This is a genomic window from Marmoricola sp. Leaf446, assembly GCF_001424755.1.
In the GTDB taxonomy this organism is placed as follows: Bacteria; Actinomycetota; Actinomycetes; order Propionibacteriales; family Nocardioidaceae; genus Marmoricola.
In genome coordinates this window covers 66,232-82,215 of the sequence record NZ_LMRF01000006.1, presented here as the reverse complement: position 1 = coordinate 82,215, position 15,984 = coordinate 66,232, and the positions used below count along the sequence as shown (strand labels likewise).

Genomic DNA, 15,984 nt, shown 5'->3' with positions numbered 1-15,984 from the left:
CGTCACCCTAGGAGCCGGCCGGGGCCGACCGTCCCGGGTGGCCGCCGCGGAGCTGGGCGCGGCGTGCCCCCGCCACGAGGAGCGCGGCGAGCGCCAGCACCAGGACCGGCAACCGGGTGCCGGCGACCGGCTGCAGCGAGGTCAGCATCAGCGGCAGCCCGAAGCCGACGTAGGTCGCGACGTAGAAGGTGCCGGTCAGCGTGCCCCGGCGCGCCGGGGGAGCCAGCGTCTCGACGTCGAGCAGGCCCTCGCGCAGGCACAGGCCGTACGCCGTCCCGAGCACCACGCAGCTGAGCGCGAACAGCGGCAGCGCGATCCGCTCCCCGGCGAGCGCGACCAGGGCGAAGCCGGCCGCCGCCGTCAGCGCCCCGGCGACCCCGGCGCCGGGTCCCCACGACCGGGCGCGCGCGACGGTCTGCACGGCAATGCCGCTGCCCAGCGCGAGCGCGGCGGCCACGCCCACCAGCAGCGGACCGTCGACCCCGGGCGGCAGCCGGGTCGGCAGCGTGACGATGCTCAGCGCGACGCTCGCGAAGACCAGCACGCCCACGGGCAGCGACCAGGCCAGCGCGGTGCGGGCGTCGTGGTGCTCCAGCGTGGGCACCGGCCCGCCCCCGGCGTCGCGCAGCCGGCGTGACGCGGGCGCGCTGGTGGCCGCGGCCCAGCCGATCGCGGCCAGCGAGAGCGCGATCGAGAGCACGAACGGCGTCACCAGCGGGGCGGGTGCGAGCTGGGCCAGGGCGCCCGACACCAGCGGCCCGACGGCGAAGCCGGTCGTCAGGAACACCCCGGCCAGCACGGTGCCGGTCGCCGCACCGAGGTCGCCGGCCCACGCGGTCCCGGCGCCGAAGGTCAGCCCCGCCCCGAGGCCCACCACCAGCCGGCCCACGAGCAGCCCGGCGGGGTCGTGGAAGGCCATCAGCACCACGGTCCCGGCGACGACGAGCCCCGCGCCGGGGAGCACCACCCACGCCCGGCCGACCCGGTCCGAGAGCGCGCCGCCGCCGAACAGGCCGGGGAGCAGCGCGATGGCGTAGGCGCCGAACGCCGCGTCGAGCAGCGCGGTCGAGAACCCCTCCTGCTCGGCCAGCACGGGGATCACCGAGGCGAACAGGTTGGCGGCCCAGCCCGCGGTCATCAGCACGGCCAGGACGCCGGGGAGGCCGCGGGGGAGGCCGCGGGGCAGGTGGCGGGGCCGGTGGCGGGCCCGGTGGCCGGTCCGGTCGCCGGTCCGGTCGCTGGATGGGTCCTGGGGGAGTCGCACCGGGCGATGGTGCCAGGTCGGTCGGGTCGGTCAGGTCGCTCGGGTCGTGGCGTCCGGCGGTGCGGTGCTCAGCAGGGTGCGGGTCCAGAGGTCGGCCAGCTGGGCGGCGTACTGCTCGGGGGTGCGGCGGGTGGTGGCCAGCACGTAGTGCTCGGGTCCGCCGGTGGTCCACAGCAGGTGGGCCACGTCGTCGTCGGTGAGGTCGGCGCGCAGCTCGCCGGTCGCCCGGAGCTCGCCGGCGAGCACGGTCATGCCGGCGCGGCGCCGCTCGCCCAGCGCGGTCCAGGTGTCGCGGCAGGCCGGGTCCGTGGCGGCGGCGGTCCGCAGCGCCTCGGCCAGGGGGGCGGTGGCGGGCCAGCGACGACCCAGCGCCCCGGCGTACGCCGTGAGCTTGGCCGCCGCCCCCCGGGCCGCGCGCACCTCGGCGACGTAGTCACGCTGCTCTGCCGGCACCGCGTCGGTGCCACCGCTGAGCGCCAGGTCGTGGGCGGCCAGCAGCAGCGCCGGCTTGCGGCCGACCGAGGCGTAGACGGTGTCGAGCGAGAAGCCGGCCCGGGCCGCCACGGCGGCGACCGTCGTCGCGTCGTACCCCTGGGCGGTGAAGAGGTCGTGGGCGGCCGCCGTCACCGCGCGTCGGGTGGCGGCCGCCTGCTCCTGGCGCAGCGGCGAGCGGTAGGTCCGGGCATTGACGGGGTCGGGCACGGGGCCTAGGTTAGCAATTCATCCGATCCGACTTCGGATCGATTCTGGAGGCCGCCATGAGCCCGTCCGTCGTCGTGCACCGCACCGGTCAGGGGCCCGGCACCTGGGCGATGGGCTCGCTCTTCGAGCACCTCGTCGGGGCGCAGCAGACCGACGGCCTGCTCGGCATGTCCCTGGTCACCCAGCCGCCGGGCACCGCCACCCCGCTGCACCGCCACACCGCCGAGGCCGAGGCGCTGTTCGTGCTCGAGGGCCGGGTCGACTACCGGGCGGGCGAGGAGCTCCACGAGCTGGCCGACGGCGACTTCCTCTACCTGCCGCTCGGGGTGCCCCACGCCTTCCGGATCCGCGGGCAGCGTCCGGCGCGGCTGCTCTCGCTGACCGTGCCCGGTGGGCTGATGGGCCTCTACGACGAGGTGGGCGTGCCGGCGTCCGAGCTGCGCCTGCCCGGCCCCGGCGAGGGACGGCCGGTGCCCCAGGAGATCGGCCGGTGGAACGAGGTGGGGCCGCGCTACGGGCTCGAGGTGCTCGGTCCGCCACTGCCGGAATGAGCCCCGGGGCCGGGGTCGGGCGGCTGCTACAGTCCCTCGCGATCGACATCCTTTAACGAGCCGTCCCGTGAGGCGGAGAAGGAGGTCCGGCCCCTGTGGCGCACCCCCCGGCCGACGTGCCCGACCCATCCGCCGAGGTCCCCGAGGTGCCTGAGGCCCCCGAGGGGTCCCGCACCGTCCTCGACGCCCACGACATCGCCCGGGCGCTGACCCGGATCTCCCACGAGCTGCTGGAGCGCAACAAGGGCTCCGAGGACCTCGTCCTGCTCGGCATCCCGACCCGCGGCACCCACCTCGCGACCCGGCTCGCCGAGCGCATCGCCCGGGTCGAGGGCACCGACGTGCCGACCGGCACGCTCGACGTGACGATGTACCGCGACGACCTGCGTCGCCAGCCCACCCGCGGCCCCCAGCACACCGCGCTCCCGCCCGGCGGCATCGACGGCAAGACCGTCGTGCTCGTCGACGACGTCCTCTACTCCGGCCGCACGGTGCGCGCCGCGCTGGACGCGATGAACGACCTCGGCCGGCCCGCGACCGTGCGGCTGGCCGTGCTCGTGGACCGCGGGCACCGCGAGCTGCCGATCCGCGCCGACCACGTCGGCAAGAACCTCCCCAGCGCCCGCAGTGAGCGTGTGATGGTGCGGCTCGAGGAGTCCGACGGCTACGACGTGGTGCGCATCGCCCCGAGCCCCGGCGACGCCCTGCTGCACCCGGGGGAGGGCTCGTGAACAAGCACCTGCTCTCGGTCGACGACGTCACCCCCGACGACGTCGCCACCCTGTTCGCGACCGCGGTGGAGATGCACGACGTGCAGCACCGCTCGGTCAAGAAGCTCCCCGCGCTGCGGGGTCGCACGGTCGTCAACCTGTTCTTCGAGGACTCCACCCGCACCCGCTCGTCGTTCGAGATCGCCGGCAAGTGGCTCTCGGCCGACGTCATCAACGTCTCGGCCAAGGGCTCGAGCGTCAGCAAGGGCGAGAGCCTGCGCGACACCGTGCTCACCGTCGCCGCGATGGGGGTCGACGGCCTGGTGATCCGCCACATGGCCAGCGGGGCGGCGCAGCAGGTCTCGCAGTGGACCGACGCGGTGGTGGTCAACGCCGGCGACGGCACCCACGAGCACCCCACCCAGGCGCTGCTCGACGCCTACACGCTGACCCGGCGGCTCGGCGGCCTCGAGGGTCGCCACGTCGCCATCGTCGGCGACCTGACCCACAGCCGGGTGTTCCGCAGCAACGTCGCGCTGCTGACCAAGCTGGGCGCCCGGGTCACCGTGGTGGCGCCCCCGACCCTGATGCCGGCCGGTGTCACGGCCTGGTCGGAGGCGGCCGGCTTCGCCACGTCGTACGACCTGGACGCGGTGCTTCCCACCGCCGACGCGGTGATGATGCTGCGCGTGCAGCGGGAGCGGATGAGCGGCGGCTTCTTCCCGACCGCGCGGGAGTACACCGTCGGCTACGGCCTGACCCGCGACCGCCTCGGCCTGCTCCGCGAGGGCACGCCGATCCTGCACCCCGGCCCGATGAACCGCGGCCTGGAGATCGCCGCCGACGCCGCCGACGCCGCGGGCTCGGCCGTGCTCGACCAGGTCTCGGCCGGCGTCGCGGTCCGGATGTCCGTGCTCTACCACCTGCTCGCAGGGGAAGGGAGCGTCGCGTGAGCGAGCCGCTCGTGATCACCGGCGCGTCCGTCCTGGGCGGCGAGCCGCGTGACCTGTACGTCGCCGACGGGGTGCTCGTCGACGCCGCACCCGCCGGCGCCCGCACGATCGACGCCGAAGGCCTGGTGGCGCTGCCGGGCCTGGTCGACCTGCACACCCACCTGCGCGAGCCCGGCCGCGAGGACGCCGAGACGGTGCTGACCGGTTCGCGGGCGGCGGCCGTCGGCGGCTTCACCGCCGTGCTCGCGATGGCCAACACCAGCCCGGTCACCGACACCGCCGAGGCCGCCGAGCGGGTGCTCGACCTCGGGCGCGCCGCCGGCCTGGTCGACGTGCAGCCGGTCGGCGCGGTCACCCGTGGCCTGGAGGGCCACGAGCTGGCCGAGCTCGGCCTCATGGCCCGCTCGCGCGCCCGGGTCCGGGTGTTCAGCGACGACGGCCGCTGCGTGCACGACCCGCGGGTGATGCGCCGGGCGCTGGAGTACGTCCGCGCCTTCGGCGGCGTCGTCTCCCAGCACTCCCAGGACCCCGACCTGGCCGGACCCTCCGCCTGCTGCCACGAGGGCGAGCTGTCGGGCCGGCTCGGCCTGCCCGGCTGGCCCGGCATCGCCGAGGAGACGATCGTGGCGCGCGACGTGATGCTCGCCCGCCACACCCGCAGCCGGCTCCACGTCGCCCACGTCTCCACCGCCGGCTCGGTCGAGGTGCTGCGGTGGGCCAAGGCCCAGGGCATCGACGTCACCGCCGAGGTCACGCCCCACCACCTGCTGCTGACCACCGACCTGGTCGCGGGCTACGACCCCGTCTACAAGGTCAACCCGCCGCTGCGCCCCGACGAGGACGTCCACGCGCTGCGCGAGGCGCTGGCCGACGGCACCGTCGACGCGGTCGCCACCGACCACGCCCCGCACGCCCGCCACGACAAGGAGCACGCCTTCGGCGACGCCGCCTTCGGCATGCTCGGCCTCGAGACCGCGCTGTCGGTCGTCAGCGAGGTCATGGTGACCTCGGGGGCGATGGGCTGGGCCGACGTGGCGCGGGTGATGTCGCAGACCCCCGCTCGGATCGCCGGGCTGGAGGGCCACGGCGGCTCGCTGGCCGTGGGCTCTCCGGCCCACCTCGCCCTGGTGGATCCCGCCGCTGCCGTGACCGTCGACCGGGACGCCTCGGTGTCGCTGTCGCGCAACAACCCCTGGCACGGCCGCCGCCTGACCGGCGCGGTGGTCGCGACCTTCCTCGGCGGCCGGCCGACGGTGCTGGACGGCGCCCTGGTCTGATCACGCCCTCCGGGCGGTCAGCAGCAGGTACTCCCACCCCATCGCGCCGTCCGGTCCGGTCGCGAACCGCCGCGCCAGGTCCAGCAGCTCGGCGTCGAGGGCGGCGGTGCGCTCGGGGTCCTCGGCCAGGCCGCGGTACGCCGCGATGGTGGGGCCGTAGCAGCGCTTGAAGAACTCCCGGAACCCGGCGGCGTCGTCGAAGGCGTCCACCGCCAGGGTGCGGCGCTCGGCGCGGACGTCGGTGACCCGGTCGCCGAGCAGCTCGGCGACGTGGTCCTCGCGGCCCCACAGCGGCGGGGCCTGGACGCCGGCCGGCGGCGGGGCGACGTACGGCTTCATGGTGGCGAAGAGCCGGCCCACGAACCCCTCGGGCGTCCAGCTCACCAGCCCGATCCGGCCCCCCGGGCGGCAGACCCGGACCAGCTCGTCGGCGGCGGCGTGGTGGTGCGGGGCGAACATCACCCCGACGCAGGACAGCACGGCGTCGAACGCGGCGTCGGCATACGGCAGCGCCTCGGCGTCGGCCTCGTCCCAGTCCAGGGCCAGGCCCTCGGCCTCGGCCTGGCGCCTGCCCACCTCCAGCAGCGCAGGCGTCAGGTCGGAGGCGACGACCCGGGCACCGGCGCGGGCCGCGGGGATCGCGACGTTGCCCGACCCCGCCGCGACGTCGAGGACGCGGTCGCCGGGGCCGACCCCGGTGGCCCCGACGAGCACCGGGCCGAGGTCGGCGATGACCTCGCGCGCCACCGCGGGGTAGTCGCCGAGCGCCCACATGGTCCGGTGCCGGTCCTTGAGCGCCCGGTCGGCGGGGTCGGCGGGGCCGGCGGGGCCGGCGGGGCCGGCCGGGTCGGTGGTGGCTGCGGGCTGGGTCTGCTGGCTCATGGCGGTGCCTCCGGGTCGTGGTGCCGCGGACCTCGCGGCCCTGTCACGCTCGCAGCGGCGTGGACCGGGGGGTACCGGAGAACTACGGGGTCGGGTGCGCGTGGGCGTCGTCGCGGGCCAGCCGCATCGCCGCCTCGGTGCGGGTGCGGCAGTCGAGCGTGGTCATCGCGTGCCGCACGTGCATCTCGACGGTGCGGACGCTGAGGAACAGCCGGGCGGCGATCTCGCGGCTGGTCAGCCCGCCGCCGACCAGGCCGAGCACCTCGCGCTCGCGGGCGGTGAGCGCGTCGCCCCCGGCCGTCGTCGGGACCGCGCCCAGGGCCGCCAGCTCGCGGCCGAGCGGCTCGAGCAGCAGCCGGGCCTTGAGCCGGCGCGCGGTGCGCTGCGCCTGCCGGAGCAGCTCGACCGCCTCCGCGCGGGCGTCGTCGGGGCCGCCGCCCGCCACCAGCAGCGCGGCCAGCCGACGGCGCACGGCCAGGTCGGCCAGGGGGAGCTCCTCGGTCGCGCTCAGCTCCAGCGCCTGCCGCAGGTGGGGCACCGCCGCGGGCACGTCGCCCGCGAGCGCCGAGGTCTCGGCCAGGGCGACGCAGAGCGCGATCCGGGCGTCGGGCTGGTGGCCCAGGTCGGCCTCGGCGAGCAGCGCGGTCGCCCGCGCCACCTCGCGGTGCAGGCCGAGCCGGGCGAACAGGCCCACCGCGTCCTGGAGCACCGGCACGCAGTAGTGCCGCTCCTGGCTGTCCTCGCAGCGCTGCAGCACCCGCTGCAGCCCGGCCACCGCGCCGGCGTCGTCCCCGGCGTGCCGGTCCAGCAGCGAGAGCCCCCACGAGGCCAGCAGGTCGACCGGCAGCAGGTCGATGCGCACCCCGGTGAGCCGGGCGCCGAGCAGCGCCGCTCGCGGGCCGCGGACCCGGCCCCGGAACGCCTCCACCAGGCCGGTGACCACCTCGGCGGCAGCGCGGGCCGGCGGGGGCGAGCCCGGGTCGTGGAGGACCTCGGCGCACACCTCGAGCGCGGTGTCCCAGCGCCCGCCGTGCAGCATCACCACGGCGGCGCAGGCCCGGCAGACCTGGGCGGTGACGTCCTGGTCGCCGTGGCGGCAGAAGGTGTACGCCGCGTCGTACGCCTGGCCCGCGGAGCGGTAGTCACCGCTGTGCTCCAGCGCGTCCGCCAGCCGCTGGTAGGCCTCCGCCGCCGGTGCGACGAGTCCGGCCGACAGGGCGCGGTCGAGCGCGGCCCGCACCTGCGCCACCCCCTCCGCACCCCGCTCGGTCCGGGCGAGCAGGTTGCCGCGCAGCGCCTCCGCGCGGCACACCAGGTCGAGCCGGTCGGCCCGCCGCGCGTCGCGCTCCGCGAGCGCGGTGACCTCCAGCGCGGCGCGCAGGCTCGCTGCCGAGCGCAGGTGGACCGCCACGGCGAGGCGCTCCACCGCGGCGTCGGCGGGCCGACCGGCCGCGTCGTGGAGCCGCGCGCCGGCCTCGCGCTCGGCCACGGCGACCGACCACTGGCCCAACAGCTCGTGCTGGGTGGCGAGGCGGGACAGCAGACCCGCTCGCTCCGGCTCGGGCGCTCCTGCCAGGAGCTCGCCGAGGGCGGCCACGGCCGCGGGGTGCTCGCCACAGCCCTCGGCCGCAGCGGCCAGCGCCGTCAGCGCCCGAGCCCGGCCGGGCTCGTCGGCCGGCCAGGCGGCGACCAGCGGGTCCAGCAGTGCCCGGGCGTCGCGGTGCGACCCGGTGGCGAGCAGCCGGTCGGCGAGCCGGGTCGCCCACGCCCGCTGCCGGGCCGGCGGGACCTGGTCGTGGACCGCCTCACGGACCACGTCGTGGCGGAACCGCAGCACGCCGTCCGCGTCGCGGGCGAGGTGCTCGCCGGTCCCGAGCTCCTCGGGCCAGCCGCCCGGGAGCAGCGCCGCGAGGTGGCGCGGCTCGACGGCCGGACCGGTGACTGCCGCCAGCCGCAGCGCCTCCCGGCCCGCGTCGTCGAGCCGCTCGAGCTCCAGCGCGACGGCGTCGCGGACCGCCTCGGGCAGGTCGCCGTCGTCGTCCTGCGCCAGCGCCACGAGCAGGAACGGCAGCCCGTCGGCGCGGCGCACCACCGCCTCCACCCGGTCGGGCTCGGCGGCGGGCCCGAACCGGTCCGCGACCAGACGTCGGGCGTCCGCGTCGGGCAGCGGGCCCAGCCGCAGCTCGGTCACCAGCCCCGCGTGCCGCAGCTCGGCGCGGACGGGCCGCAGCGGGTGGTCGCGGGCCAGCGCGTCGGGGCGGTACGTCGCCACCACGGCCGTCGACCCGTCGACCAGCCGGCGGGCCAGGTCCGGCAGCCCTCGCACGGTGGCCCCGTCGGCGACGTGCAGGTCGTCGAGCCGCACGACCCGCGAGGCGTCGTACGCCGCCACCGCCGCGTCGACCAGTGCGGTGACGCCGACCCACGCCTCGCCGCTCACCAGCAGCAGCGGGGGAGCGGGACCGGCCCGCGGTCCACCCCGCGGGCCCGGGTCCGCCAGGCGCTGGTCGAGCCAGGCCCGGAGCCGGGCCAGCTCCTCGGTGCGTCCCACGAGCACCTCGCCCACCGACCCAGCATCCCCTCCGGCCGGGCGGCTGACAACGGTCCGCGCGCTGGTAGGGTCGGCCGCGATCGGCATCCTTTAACGATCCGTCCCGTGAGGCGGAGAAGGAGGTACGGCGTGCCACTGCATGCCCCCACCCGTCCGGGCCCCGCGATCCTCGTGCTCGAGGACGGCCGGACCTTCCACGGCGAGGCCTACGGCGCCCCCGGCGAGACGTTCGGCGAGGCGGTGTTCTCCACCGGCATGACCGGTTACCAGGAGACGCTCACCGACCCGTCGTACCACCGCCAGGTGGTCGTGATGACCGCCCCGCACGTCGGCAACACCGGCGTCAACGACGACGACCCGGAGTCGCGCCGCATCTGGGTGAGCGGCTACGTCGTGCGCGACCCCGCCCGGGTGCCCTCCAACTGGCAGTCGGTGCGCAGCCTCGACGACGAGCTCCGCGACCAGGGCGTGGTCGGCATCAGCGGCATCGACACCCGCGCGCTGACCCGCCACCTGCGCGAGCGCGGCGCGATGCGCGTCGGCATCTCCACCGAGACCGCCGACAGCGCCGCCCTGCTGGAGCGCGTCCGGGCCTCGGCGCAGATGGCCGGCAGCGAGCTGGCCGACGAGGTCACCACCGCCGAGGCCTACGTCGTCCCGGCGGTCGGCGAGAAGCGGTTCACCGTCGCCGCCCTCGACCTCGGCATCAAGGCCAACACCCCGCGGATGCTGGCCGCCCGCGGCGTCGAGGTGCACGTGCTGCCCGCGACCTCGACCCTCGAGGACGTCCTCGCCGTCCAGCCCGACGGGCTGTTCTTCTCCAACGGCCCCGGCGACCCGGCGGCGACGACCGACCAGGTCGAGCTGCTGCGGGGGGCGCTCGGGCGCGGGCTGCCGTACTTCGGGATCTGCTTCGGCAACCAGCTCTTCGGCCGGGCGCTCGGGTTCGGCACCTACAAGCTGACCTACGGCCACCGCGGCATCAACCAGCCGGTGATGGACCGCACCACCGGCAAGGTCGAGGTCACCGCCCACAACCACGGGTTCGCCGTCGACGCCCCGCTCGAGGGCTCGACCACGACGCCGTACGGCGAGGCCACCGTCTCCCACGTCTGCCTCAACGACGACGTCGTCGAGGGCCTGGAGCTGCGCGGGGAGGACGGCCGGCTGCGGAGCTTCTCGGTGCAGTACCACCCCGAGGCCGCCGCCGGTCCCCACGACGCCGCCTACCTCTTCGACCGGTTCACCGAGCTGATGGCCACGAGCGGCCCGGCCGGCGAGCACGACGCGACCACCGACGGGAAGGACGCCTGATGCCCAAGCGCACCGACATCCAGAGCGTGCTGGTCATCGGGTCCGGCCCGATCGTGATCGGCCAGGCCTGCGAGTTCGACTACTCCGGCACCCAGGCCTGCCGGGTGCTGCGGGCCGAGGGCCTGCGGGTCGTCCTGGTCAACTCCAACCCGGCCACGATCATGACCGACCCCGAGTTCGCCGACGCGACCTACGTCGAGCCGATCACGGCCGAGTTCGTGGAGAAGGTCATCGAGAAGGAGCGGCCCGACGCGCTGCTCGCGACGCTGGGCGGCCAGACCGCGCTCAACACCGCGATGGCGCTCGACGCCGCCGGCGTCCTGGAGAAGTACGGCGTGGAGCTGATCGGCGCCAGCATCGAGGCCATCAACCGCGGCGAGAACCGCGAGTCGTTCAAGCGCATCGTCGAGGAGCTCGGCGGCGAGGTGGCCCGCTCGGTGGTCTGCCACACCCTCGAGGAGTGCTTCGAGGCCTCGAAGGATCTCGGCTGGCCGATGGTGGTCCGCCCCAGCTTCACCATGGGCGGCACCGGCTCCGGCATGGCGTACGACGAGAAGGACCTGCGGCGCATCGCCGGGTCCGGCCTGGCCGCCAGCCCGACCACCGAGGTCCTCCTGGAGGAGTCGATCATCGGGTGGAAGGAGTACGAGCTCGAGGTGATGCGCGACACCGCCGACAACGTGGTGATCGTCTGCTCCATCGAGAACCTCGACCCGATGGGCGTCCACACCGGCGACTCGATCACCGTCGCCCCGGCGATGACGCTCACCGACCGCGAGTACCAGCACCTGCGCGACCTCTCCATCGGCATCATCCGCTCGGTCGGCGTCGACACCGGCGGCTGCAACATCCAGTTCGCGGTCAACCCCGCCGACGGCCGCGTCGTCGTGATCGAGATGAACCCCCGCGTCTCGCGGTCCTCCGCGCTGGCCTCCAAGGCCACCGGCTTCCCGATCGCCAAGATCGCGGCCAAGGTCGCGATCGGCTACACCCTCGACGAGATCCCCAACGACATCACCCGGGAGACCCCCGCCTCCTTCGAGCCGTCGCTGGACTACGTCGTGGTCAAGGTGCCGCGGTTCGCCTTCGAGAAGTTCCCGGCCGCCGACCCGACGCTGACCACGCACATGAAGTCGGTGGGCGAGGCGATGGCCATCGGTCGCAACTTCACCGAGGCGCTGCAGAAGGCGCTGCGCTCGCTGGAGGACAAAAAGGCCGTCTTCGACTGGAGCCACCGCACCGTCGACCTCGACAAGGACGCGCTGCTGGCCGAGGTCGCGACCCCGCACGACGGCCGGCTGCGCAAGGTGATGGACGCGCTGCGCGCCGAGGCCACCCCGCAGGAGGTCCACGACGCCACCGGCATCGACCCGTGGTTCGTCGACCAGCTGGTGCTGATCAACGAGGTCGCGCAGGAGGTCATCGACGCCCCCGAGCTGACCCCGGGGCTGCTGCGCCTGGCCAAGCGCCACGGCTTCTCCGACGCCCAGCTGGGCCGGATCCGCGACATGAAGGAGCCGGTCGTGCGCGGCGTGCGCCACGCCCTCGGCGTCCGGCCGGTCTACAAGACGGTGGACACCTGCGCCGCCGAGTTCGCCGCGCGGACGCCCTACCACTACTCCTCCTACGACGAGGAGACCGAGGTCGCGCCCCGTGAGCGCGAGGCCGTCATCATCCTCGGCTCGGGCCCCAACCGGATCGGCCAGGGCATCGAGTTCGACTACTCCTGCGTCCACGCCAGCCTGGCGCTGCACGAGGCGGGCTACGAGACCGTGATGGTCAACTGCAACCCCGAGACGGTCTCGACCGACTACGACACCTCCGACCGCCTCTACTTCGAGCCGCTCACCCTGGAGGACGTGCTCGAGGTGGTCCACGCCGAGCGCGCCGCCGGCCCGGTCGCGGGCGTCATCTGCCAGCTCGGTGGCCAGACGCCGCTGGGCCTCGCGCAGGGCCTCGAGGACGCCGGGGTGCCGATCGTCGGCACGCCGCCGGCCGCCATCGACCTGGCCGAGGAGCGCGGCGCCTTCGGTCGCGTGCTGGCCGAGGCCGGGCTGCCCGCCCCCAAGCACGGCATGGCCACGACGTACGCCGAGGCGCGCGACATCGCCGCCACCATCGGCTACCCCGTGCTGGTGCGGCCCTCCTACGTGCTCGGCGGCCGCGGCATGGAGATCGTCTACGACGACGGCGCGCTGGCCGGCTACATCCAGCGGGCCACCGAGATCAGCCCCGAGCACCCGGTGCTGGTCGACCGCTTCATCGACGACGCGGTCGAGATCGACGTCGACGCCCTCTACGACGGCACCGACCTCTACCTCGGCGGCGTGATGGAGCACATCGAGGAGGCCGGCATCCACTCCGGAGACTCCTCCTGCGCGCTGCCGCCGATCACCCTCGGCAAGGAGGAGATCGACCGGATCCGCACCGCCACCGAGGCGATCGCCAAGGGCGTCGGGGTGCGCGGCCTGCTCAACATCCAGTTCGCGCTGGGCTCCGACGTGCTCTACGTCCTCGAGGCCAACCCGCGCGCGAGCCGGACCGTGCCGTTCGTGTCCAAGGCGACCGCCACGCCGCTGGCCAAGGCCGCCGCCCGCATCATGCTCGGCGAGACGGTGGCCGGGCTGCGGGCCGAGGGCCTGCTCAAGGCCGACGGCGACGGCGGCGACCTGCCCGGCGACGCGCCGATCGCGGTCAAGGAGGCGGTGATGCCCTTCAACCGGTTCAAGACCCTCGAGGGCCACAACGTCGACACCGTGCTCGGCCCGGAGATGCGCTCGACCGGCGAGGTGATGGGCTTCGACGGTCACTTCGGCACGGCGTTCGCGAAGGCCCAGACGGCCGCCTACGGATCGCTGCCGCTCTCGGGTCGGGTCTTCGTCTCGATGGCCAACCGCGACAAGCGCACCATGGTGTTCCCGGTGAAGCGGCTGGCCGACCTCGGCTACGAGATCCTCGCCACCCAGGGCACCGCGGAGGTGCTGCGACGCAACGGCGTCTCGGCGACCGTGGTCCGCAAGTACAGCGAGGGCGACGCCGCCTCGGGGGAGCGGACCATCGTCGGACGGATCCTCGACGGCGAGGTCGACCTGATCGTGAACACCCCGCACGGCACCTCGGTCGGCGGCGGGTCGCCGCGGCTGGACGGCTACGAGATCCGCACCGCCGCCATCCTGGGCAACATCCCCTGCATCACCACCGTGCAGGGCCTGGGTGCCGCGGTGCAGGGCATCGAGGCGATGCGGGCGGCCGACATCGGCGTCCGGTCGCTGCAGGACTGGGCGAGGCGGGCCGCCGGGGAGCCGGAGACCCCGGGAGCCGCGGGGTGACGCTGTACCACCGGCTCTTCGACCGGGTGCTGGTCCGCACCGACGCCGAGCGGGCCCACGAGCTCGCGTTCACGGCCATCCGACGGGCACGCCCGGTCACCCACGCGCTGCAGGCCGGCGCCGAACGGCTCGGTCGGTCCGCGGGGGGCGAGGTCGAGGCCATGGGGCTGGTCTTCCCGGCCGTCCTGGGCCTGGCGGCGGGCTTCGACAAGAACGCCGTGGGCATCGACGCGCTGGCCAGCCTGGGCTTCGGGTCGGTCGAGATCGGCACCGTCACCGCGCAGCCCCAGCCCGGCAACCCCCGGCCACGGCTGGCCCGGCTGCCGGCCGACCGTGCCATCGTCAACCGGATGGGCTTCAACAACGACGGGGCCGTGGCGGTGGCCCGGCGGCTCGCCGAGCGCCGCCTCGACCGGACGGGTCGCCGCTCCGGCGTACCCCTGGGCGTGAACATCGGCAAGACCAAGGTGGTGCCCGAGGACGAGGCGGTCGCCGACTACGAGACCAGCGCCGGCCTGCTCACGCCGTACGCCGACTACCTGGTCGTCAACGTGTCCTCGCCCAACACCCCGGGCCTGCGCCACCTGCAGGCGGTGGAGCGGCTCGAGCCGCTGCTGCGCGCCGTGCGCCGCCGCGCCGACGACGTCTCCAGCGTCCACGTGCCGCTGCTGGTCAAGATCGCCCCCGACCTCGCCGACGACGACGTGCTGGCCGTGGCCGACCTCGCGCGGGCCGTGGGGCTGGACGGCGTCGTGGCCACCAACACCACGATCGCCCGCGACGGGCTGGTCAGCCCCGACGGCGCGGTCGAGGCCGCCGGGGGCGGCGGGCTCTCCGGGCCGCCGCTGCGCGCGCGGGCCCAGGAGGTCACCCGCCTGCTCCGCCACCGGCTGGGACCCGAGCCCACGATCATCGGGGTGGGCGGCATCGCCACCGTCGACGACGCCCTGGCCCGGCTCGACGCGGGGGCCGACCTGCTCCAGGGCTACACCGGCTTCGTCTACGAGGGGCCCGGCTGGGCGCGCCGGATCAACCGCGGCGTCGCCCGGGCCCGGGGCGAGGCGGCCGCGTGAGGCCGTTCGGGGCCCGGCTGGCGGCCGCGGTCGACGCCCACGGACCGCTGTGCGCGGGCGTCGACCCGCACCCGGCGCTGCTGGCGGCCTGGGGGCTGCCCGACACCGCGGCCGGGCTCGAGCGGTTCGCCCTCGGCGCCACCGAGGCCCTCGCCCCCGTCGTAGCGGCGCTGAAGCCCCAGTCGGCGTTCTTCGAGCGCTTCGGCTCGGCCGGCGTCGCCGTGCTGGAGCGGGTGCTCGCCACCGCGCGGGAGGCCGGCGTCCTGACCGTGGTCGACGTCAAGCGCGGCGACATCGGCTCCACCGCGCAGGGGTACGCCGAGGCCTACCTCGACCCCGCCTCGCCGCTGGCCGCCGACGCCCTGACGGTCTCGCCCTACCTCGGCACCGGCAGCCTGCAGCCGTTCTTCGACACGGCCCGGGCCCACGGGGCGGGCGTGTTCGTGCTGGCGCTGACCTCCAACCCCGAGGCGCCGCCGTTCCAGCAGGCGGTCACCGCGGCCGGACCGACCGTGGCCGGCAGCGTCCTGGACCACCTCCGCGCCCTCAACGCGTCCGAGGCCGGCCCGCTGGGCAGCTTCGGGGCCGTCGTGGGCGCCACCATCGGCCGCACCGAGGAGGACCTCGACGTCGGCGGGCCGCTGCTCGTGCCCGGCCTGGGTGCCCAGGGCGGCACCGTGGCCGACGTGCGACGCATCTTCGGACCGGCCTCGCGCCTCGTGCTCGCCTCCAGCTCCCGGGAGATCCTGCGCGCGGGCCCCGACCCGGCCGCCCTGGCCGCCGCGGCCCGGGCCGTGGCGGAGGACCTCGCCGCGCTGCGGGAGGCACCGTGAGGCGCGCCGTCGGGCTGGCCGGCGCGCTGCTGCTCGCGCTGCCGCTCGCGGGGTGCGGGGAGCCCACCACCGAGGACTACTGCGCCCAGCTGCGCCTGGACCGGGAGAAGCTCTCCGACATGGTCGCCGCGAGCTCGCCGACCGCGCTGCTGGACAACCTCGAGCTGCTCCAGGGGCTGGGGGAGAAGGCGCCCTCCGACCTCACCGACGAGTGGCAGACCTTCCTGGGCGCCCTGGAGGACCTCGACCGCGCGCTGCGGGCCGCCGACGTCTCCGCGAAGGACTTCGAGGGCGGCCGCCCGCCCGGCGGGCTGAGCCCCGCGGACCGCCGCGACGTCGTCGCCGCGGCCGGCCAGATCCGCTCCGAGGAGGTCGTCGCGGCCGCCTCCGGCATCGAGCAGCAGGGGCGCGACGTGTGCAAGGTCAACCTCGGGCTCTGAGCACCGGGGGCGCGTTGCAGCGCGTCGAACGACGTGACTACTGTGCAACGCACTCCCCGCGCGCCGTCCGAGCCGCGCCCCCCACACCACGCGCCCGCCCCCGCC

13 protein-coding genes are annotated in these 15,984 nt (G+C 75.6%); 9 read left to right on the top strand and 4 right to left on the bottom strand.

Annotated elements, in window-relative coordinates:
• Positions 1–7: 7 nt before the first annotated feature.
• Both ASG49_RS15025 and ASG49_RS15020 read right to left on the bottom strand, forming a co-directional pair.
• Positions 8–1,264 carry an MFS transporter gene (locus ASG49_RS15025; protein WP_200936349.1) on the bottom strand — a complete coding sequence of 419 codons (1,257 nt, stop codon included), beginning with the start codon at positions 1,262–1,264 and terminating at the stop codon, positions 8–10.
• Positions 1,265–1,294: 30 nt separating this feature from the next.
• Positions 1,295–1,966 (bottom strand): TetR family transcriptional regulator, encoded by a 672-nt coding sequence (locus tag ASG49_RS15020; protein ID WP_056543329.1) that lies wholly within the window; start codon positions 1,964–1,966, stop codon positions 1,295–1,297.
• A 56-nt stretch (positions 1,967–2,022) separates the two neighbouring features.
• Between ASG49_RS15020 and ASG49_RS15015 the strand changes: the two genes are divergently transcribed.
• The 4 genes from ASG49_RS15015 (at position 2,023) to ASG49_RS15000 (ending at position 5,457) form a co-directional block, all read left to right on the top strand.
• On the top strand, positions 2,023–2,517 hold the full coding sequence (locus ASG49_RS15015; protein WP_056543326.1) for a cupin domain-containing protein: 495 nt from the start codon (positions 2,023–2,025) through the stop codon (positions 2,515–2,517).
• A gap of 146 nt (positions 2,518–2,663) precedes the next feature.
• Positions 2,664–3,248: a bifunctional pyr operon transcriptional regulator/uracil phosphoribosyltransferase PyrR gene (gene pyrR / locus ASG49_RS15010; protein ID WP_156384372.1), complete on the top strand. Its 585-nt coding sequence runs from the start codon at positions 2,664–2,666 to the stop codon at positions 3,246–3,248.
• Positions 3,245–4,180: an aspartate carbamoyltransferase catalytic subunit gene (locus tag ASG49_RS15005; protein WP_056543323.1), complete on the top strand. Its 936-nt coding sequence runs from the start codon at positions 3,245–3,247 to the stop codon at positions 4,178–4,180. Before pyrR ends, ASG49_RS15005 begins: the two co-directional genes overlap by 4 nt.
• On the top strand, positions 4,177–5,457 hold the full coding sequence (locus ASG49_RS15000; RefSeq protein WP_056543320.1) for a dihydroorotase: 1,281 nt from the start codon (positions 4,177–4,179) through the stop codon (positions 5,455–5,457). The genes ASG49_RS15005 and ASG49_RS15000 overlap by 4 nt, the downstream gene beginning before the upstream one ends.
• Here ASG49_RS15000 and ASG49_RS14995 read toward each other — a convergent pair whose 3' ends face one another.
• Entirely contained in the window at positions 5,458–6,339 is an 882-nt protein-coding gene (locus tag ASG49_RS14995; protein ID WP_082534183.1) for a class I SAM-dependent methyltransferase, read from the bottom strand.
• 82 nt (positions 6,340–6,421) lie between these two features.
• Positions 6,422–8,905, bottom strand: a complete 2,484-nt coding sequence (locus ASG49_RS14990; RefSeq protein WP_056543317.1) for a LuxR C-terminal-related transcriptional regulator — start codon at positions 8,903–8,905, stop codon at positions 6,422–6,424.
• A gap of 114 nt (positions 8,906–9,019) precedes the next feature.
• Here ASG49_RS14990 and carA point away from each other — a divergent pair, with 114 nt between their 5' ends.
• Genes carA through ASG49_RS14965 form a run of 5 tightly spaced genes read left to right on the top strand, consistent with a single transcriptional unit; the run spans position 9,020 to position 15,879 of the window.
• Positions 9,020–10,204 (top strand): glutamine-hydrolyzing carbamoyl-phosphate synthase small subunit, encoded by a 1,185-nt coding sequence (gene carA, locus ASG49_RS14985; protein ID WP_056543315.1) that lies wholly within the window; start codon positions 9,020–9,022, stop codon positions 10,202–10,204.
• Positions 10,204–13,533, top strand: coding sequence for a carbamoyl-phosphate synthase large subunit (carB, locus tag ASG49_RS14980; protein WP_056543310.1), 3,330 nt, complete (start codon positions 10,204–10,206; stop codon positions 13,531–13,533). Before carA ends, carB begins: the two co-directional genes overlap by 1 nt.
• Positions 13,530–14,606 carry a quinone-dependent dihydroorotate dehydrogenase gene (locus tag ASG49_RS14975; RefSeq protein WP_056543306.1) on the top strand — a complete coding sequence of 359 codons (1,077 nt, stop codon included), beginning with the start codon at positions 13,530–13,532 and terminating at the stop codon, positions 14,604–14,606. The genes carB and ASG49_RS14975 overlap by 4 nt, the downstream gene beginning before the upstream one ends.
• Complete coding sequence (gene pyrF, locus ASG49_RS14970; protein ID WP_056543304.1) at positions 14,603–15,439, top strand: orotidine-5'-phosphate decarboxylase; 837 nt, start codon at positions 14,603–14,605, stop codon at positions 15,437–15,439. Before ASG49_RS14975 ends, pyrF begins: the two co-directional genes overlap by 4 nt.
• Positions 15,436–15,879, top strand: a complete 444-nt coding sequence (locus ASG49_RS14965) for a hypothetical protein (RefSeq protein WP_056543301.1) — start codon at positions 15,436–15,438, stop codon at positions 15,877–15,879. Before pyrF ends, ASG49_RS14965 begins: the two co-directional genes overlap by 4 nt.
• The last annotated feature ends 105 nt before the right edge of the window (positions 15,880–15,984 follow it).